The 5,008-nt window shown below is 60.9% G+C and carries 5 protein-coding genes; 2 read left to right on the top strand and 3 right to left on the bottom strand.

All coding sequences use genetic code 11. The annotated features are described in order from the left end of the window. The 3 genes from D6877_RS00190 to gap form a co-directional block, all read right to left on the bottom strand. The coding region (locus tag D6877_RS00190) for a DUF4880 domain-containing protein (RefSeq protein WP_241662823.1) at positions 1-224 on the bottom strand (224 nt) is incomplete at its 3' end. Positions 225-349: 125 nt separating this feature from the next. After that, entirely contained in the window at positions 350-877 is a 528-nt protein-coding gene (locus tag D6877_RS00185) for a sigma-70 family RNA polymerase sigma factor (RefSeq protein ID WP_076563927.1), read from the bottom strand. Between the two features lie 199 nt (positions 878-1,076). Further along, the gene (gene gap / locus D6877_RS00180) at positions 1,077-2,078 is read right to left on the bottom strand and encodes a type I glyceraldehyde-3-phosphate dehydrogenase (protein ID WP_016773526.1); all 1,002 of its coding nucleotides are present in this window, start codon (positions 2,076-2,078) and stop codon (positions 1,077-1,079) included. A 220-nt stretch (positions 2,079-2,298) separates the two neighbouring features. Here gap and edd point away from each other — a divergent pair, with 220 nt between their 5' ends. Then, positions 2,299-4,125, top strand: coding sequence for a phosphogluconate dehydratase (gene edd / locus D6877_RS00175; protein WP_130909462.1), 1,827 nt, complete (start codon positions 2,299-2,301; stop codon positions 4,123-4,125). Then, on the top strand, positions 4,122-5,008 hold an 887-nt coding region (locus D6877_RS00170; RefSeq protein ID WP_130909461.1), incomplete at its 3' end, for a glucokinase. The genes edd and D6877_RS00170, both read left to right, overlap by 4 nt.

The following is a 5,008-nucleotide window of genomic DNA, read 5'->3' as shown; positions in this document are numbered from 1 at the left end:
GCCAGAGCCTCGGCGCACAGTGCGACTTGCGGGCCGTCCCAGATCGCCTGGGCCTTGGCGAACGCCTCGGCATTCAACGGATCAGCCGCCAGCCAGGCATGAAATTGCCGGGTCTGTTCCTCATCCGGGCTGCCGAGCACGATGAGCCAGTCCAGCGCCTGGTCCATTGCAGCTGCAGCGTCCCGCGCCGAATCGGGCGAAGGCGAGCGGTGGGTGTCCGTCACGGTGGTTCCTCAGGGCTTCTGGCGAAGCAAGGCTTCTGGCGAAGCAGTTTCTAGCTTCAAGCTGCAAGCTGCAAGCCGGATGGGTTACTGCATTTCGTTTTTGCTTGCCGCTTGAAGCTTGCAGCTCAAAGCTTGCCACTGCCGTTATGTCGTTCGGCAACGCCGATGCAGATCGACATGATCAGTTTCAGTTCCTTCTGCACGGTGCTCAGCGAAACATCAAGTTCATCAGCGATTTCCTGATAGCTGTGCCCGTGCAAACGGCTGAGGATGAAGATCTGCTGCTGGCGCGGGCTGAGTTGGCTGAGGCTCACGTTCAGACGCTCCAGCAGTTGTTCAGCGTGGGCGGCGTCTTCAGCGCTGCTGGCCGGCGCGGCGATGCTCTGCACCACGTCCTGTGGTACATCGTCGACCATGGTCCGCGCATGAATCTTGCGCGCACGCAAATGATCCAACGCCAGATTGCGCGCGGTCTGGAAGACAAAGGGTTCAAGGTGATCGATGGCCCGTTCGCTCAACGCCCGGGTCACGCGCAGGTAGGTCTCCTGCAACAGGTCTTCAGCGGTGCTGTGATTGTTGACCATCCGTTCCAGCGTGCGCAGCAGGGAAGTGCGCTGGGCGAGGAAGACGTGGTTGAAGCGCGATTGACTCACGGGAGGACCTGATCCATTTCGAGCGAATGATAATGCTTATCATCCAGCTGAATGGTCAAGTGCTGATTTCGAATTGAAATCGGATCTCGTGTGGGAGCGAGCCTGCTCGCGAAGGCGTCGTGTCAGTCAGCTCCATATTGACTGACAGATAGCTTTCGCGAGCAGGCTCGCTCCCACAGGGATTGGGGACCGGCCGGGATTATTCCGCGTTACACAACGCCAGGCAGTTATCCAGCATGCGGTTGGAGAAGCCCCATTCGTTGTCGTACCAGGCCAGCACTTTCAACAACTTGCCGCTGACTTTGGTGTGGTTGGCGTCGAAGATCGACGACAGCGGGTTGTGGTTGAAGTCGCTGGAAACCAGCGGCAAGGTGTTGTAACCGAGAATCTTCGAATGCTGGCTCGCCGCTTTCAGCAGGGCGTTGACTTCGTCGGCACTGGCTTCTTTCTTCAGTTGCACGGTGAGGTCGACCAGCGACACGTTGATCACCGGTACGCGCACAGCCATGCCGGTCAGTTTGCCCGCCAGTTCCGGCAGCACCAGGCCTACCGCTTCGGCTGCGCCGGTCTTGCTCGGGATCATGTTCTGCGTGGCCGAGCGGGCACGGTACGGGTCGCTGTGATAGACGTCGGTGAGGTTCTGGTCGTTGGTGTAGGCGTGGATGGTGGTCATCAGGCCGCTTTCGATGCCCAGCTCGCGATGCAGCACCTGCGCCACTGGCGCGAGGCAGTTGGTGGTGCACGAAGCGTTGGAAATGATCTGGTGCGACTGACGCAGAATGTCGTGGTTGACGCCATAAACGACGGTGGCGTCGGCGCCTTTGGCCGGGGCAGAAATGATCACCTTGCGGGCGCCGGCGCTGATATGCGCGGCGGCTTTGGCACGGTCGGTAAACAAACCGGTGCATTCGAACACTACGTCGATTTTTTCAGCGGCCCACGGCAGGTCGGCCGGGTTGCGAATGGCGCTGACTGCGATGCGGTCGCCATTGACCGTCAGGCTTTCGTTATCGTGCGCCACTTCGGCGTCGAAAGTGCCGTGGACGGTGTCGTATTTGAGCAGATGGGCATTGATCGAACTGTCACCCAGATCGTTGATCGCGACGATCTGCAGGTCTTGACGATAGCCTTGGGTATACAGTGCGCGCAGGACATTACGGCCGATGCGGCCGAAACCATTGATTGCAATTCGAAGAGTCATGGAACAGCGCCGCCGTCGTTTTGTTGTTGGAATTACAAGATTATTCGCATAAAAATAGAAAACAAGCCTTTTTAATGGCAATATTTTGTTTTATCTACAACGAGTGACCTGAATCAACTGGTCCGAATGGTCAAAAAAGCCGTCTGTCATTCCAACAACAACGGCGTTTGATCAGCATAGACAATCAGGTCGCCACATCCGTTAGCCTGGAGTTCTACACATGCATCCCCGCGTTCTTGAGGTCACCGAACGGCTTATCGCCCGCAGCCGCGCCACGCGTCAGGCTTACCTTGCATTGATTCGCGGCGCGGCCACCGACGGCCCGATGCGCGGCAAGCTGCAATGCGCCAACTTCGCCCACGGCGTGGCCGGGTGCGGCACTGAAGACAAGCACAGCCTGCGGATGATGAACTCGGCGAACATCGCCATTGTGTCTTCGTATAACGACATGCTTTCGGCGCACCAGCCGTACGAAGTCTTTCCACAACAGATCAAGAATGCCCTGCGCGAAATCGGCTCGGTCGGCCAGTTCGCCGGCGGCACTCCGGCGATGTGCGACGGCGTGACCCAGGGCGAGCCGGGCATGGAACTGAGCCTGCCGAGCCGCGAAGTGATCGCCATGTCGACCGCCGTGGCGCTGTCGCACAACATGTTCGACGGCGCGCTGATGCTCGGCATCTGCGACAAAATTGTGCCGGGCCTGATGATGGGTTCGCTGCGCTTCGGCCATCTGCCAACGATCTTCGTCCCGGGCGGGCCGATGGTTTCGGGGATTTCCAACAAGGAGAAAGCCGACGTCCGCCAGAAGTACGCCGAAGGCAAGGCGACCCGTGAAGAGCTGCTGGAATCGGAGATGAAGTCCTACCACAGCCCGGGCACCTGCACCTTCTACGGCACCGCCAACACCAACCAGTTGCTGATGGAAGTCATGGGCCTGCACTTGCCGGGCGCGTCTTTCGTCAACCCGAACACACCACTGCGCGACGCCCTGACCCGCGAAGCCGCGCATCAGGTCACGCGCCTGACCAAGCAGAACGGCGACTTCATGCCGATCGGCGAAATCGTCGACGAGCGTTCCCTGGTCAATTCGATTGTCGCGCTGCACGCCACCGGCGGCTCGACCAACCACACCCTGCACATGCCGGCCATCGCCATGGCCGCTGGCATTCAACTGACCTGGCAGGACATGGCCGACCTCTCCGAAGTCGTGCCGACCCTGAGCCACGTCTACCCGAACGGCAAAGCCGACATCAACCACTTCCAGGCAGCGGGCGGCATGTCGTTTCTGATCCGCGAACTGCTCGGCGCCGGCCTGCTGCATGAAGACGTCAACACCGTGCTCGGCCATGGCCTGAGCCAGTACACCAAAGAGCCGTTCCTCGATAACGGCGAGCTGGTCTGGCGCGAAGGCCCGACCGACAGCCTCGACGAAAACATCCTGCGTCCAGTGGCGCGTGCGTTCTCGGCGGAGGGTGGTCTGCGCGTAATGGAGGGCAATCTCGGTCGCGGGGTGATGAAGGTTTCTGCGGTTGCGCTGGAAAACCAGATCGTTGAAGCACCGGCGATGGTGTTCCAGGATCAGCAGGACCTGGCGGACGCATTCAAGGCCGGTCTGCTGGAGAAGGATTTTGTCGCCGTGATGCGCTTCCAGGGCCCGCGCTCCAACGGCATGCCGGAGCTGCACAAGATGACGCCGTTCCTCGGCGTATTGCAGGATCGCGGCTTCAAAGTGGCGCTGGTCACCGACGGGCGTATGTCCGGCGCGTCGGGGAAAATCCCCGCAGCGATTCACGTCAGCCCGGAAGCTTATGTCGGTGGTGCTTTGGCGCGCGTGCAAGAGGGCGATATCATCCGCGTCGATGGCGTCAAAGGCACCTTGGAACTGAAGGTCGACGCCGCCGAATTTGCAGCGCGCGAACCTGCCAAGGGCCTGTTGGGCAACAACATTGGCAGCGGCCGCGAGCTGTTTGGCTTCATGCGCATGGCCTTCAGCTCGGCGGAGCAGGGCGCCAGCGCCTTCACTTCTGCCCTGGAGACGCTTAATTGAAACTGGCTTTGGTCGGTGACATCGGAGGCACCAACGCGCGGTTCGCGTTGTGGCAAAACCAGCAACTGCAATCGGTTCAGGTGCTGGCCACGGCCGACTTTGCCAGCCCGGAAGAGGCAATCGCTCTGTACCTGAGCGGGCTCGGTCTGGCGCCGGGCTCAATCGGCTCGGTATGCCTGTCGGTGGCAGGTCCGGTGAGTGGCGATGAATTCAAATTCACCAACAATCACTGGCGCCTCAGTCGCAGCGCGTTCTGCAAGACCTTGCAGGTCGAACAATTGTTGCTGACCAACGACTTCTCGGCGATGGCGCTGGGCATGACCCGCTTGCAGCCCGGCGAATTCCGCGTGGTTTGCGAAGGCACGCCGGAGCCGTTGCGTCCGGCGGTGGTAATCGGCCCGGGCACTGGCCTGGGTGTCGGCACCTTGCTCGATCTCGGCGAAGGGCGCTTTGCCGCGTTGCCGGGCGAGGGCGGCCACGTCGACCTGCCGCTGAGCAGCCCGCGGGAAACGCAATTGTGGCAACACATCTACAACGAGATCGGCCATGTCAGCGCGGAAACCGCGTTGAGCGGCGGCGGCCTGCCGCGGCTGTACCGGGCGATCTGCGCGGTCGATGGCCATGAGCCGAAGCTTGAGACGCCGGAAGCGATTACCGCCGCCGGCCTCGCCGGTGACCCGATTGCTTTGGAAGTGCTCGAGCAGTTCTGCTGCTGGCTCGGCCGCGTCGCCGGCAACAACGTGCTTACCACTGGCGCGCGCGGCGGGGTGTTTATCGTTGGCGGAGTGATTCCACGCTTCGCCGATTTCTTCCTCGCCAGCGGCTTCGCCCGCTGCTTCGCCGACAAAGGCTGCATGAGCGATTACTTCAAAGGCATCCCGGT

Origin of the sequence: Pseudomonas sp. Sample_9 (genome assembly GCF_004307535.1) — a bacterium.
In the GTDB taxonomy this organism is placed as follows: Bacteria; Pseudomonadota; Gammaproteobacteria; order Pseudomonadales; family Pseudomonadaceae; genus Aquipseudomonas; species Aquipseudomonas mercuritolerans.
Note: the sequence above shows the minus strand (reverse complement) of the source record. Positions and strands in the feature narration are given on the sequence as shown.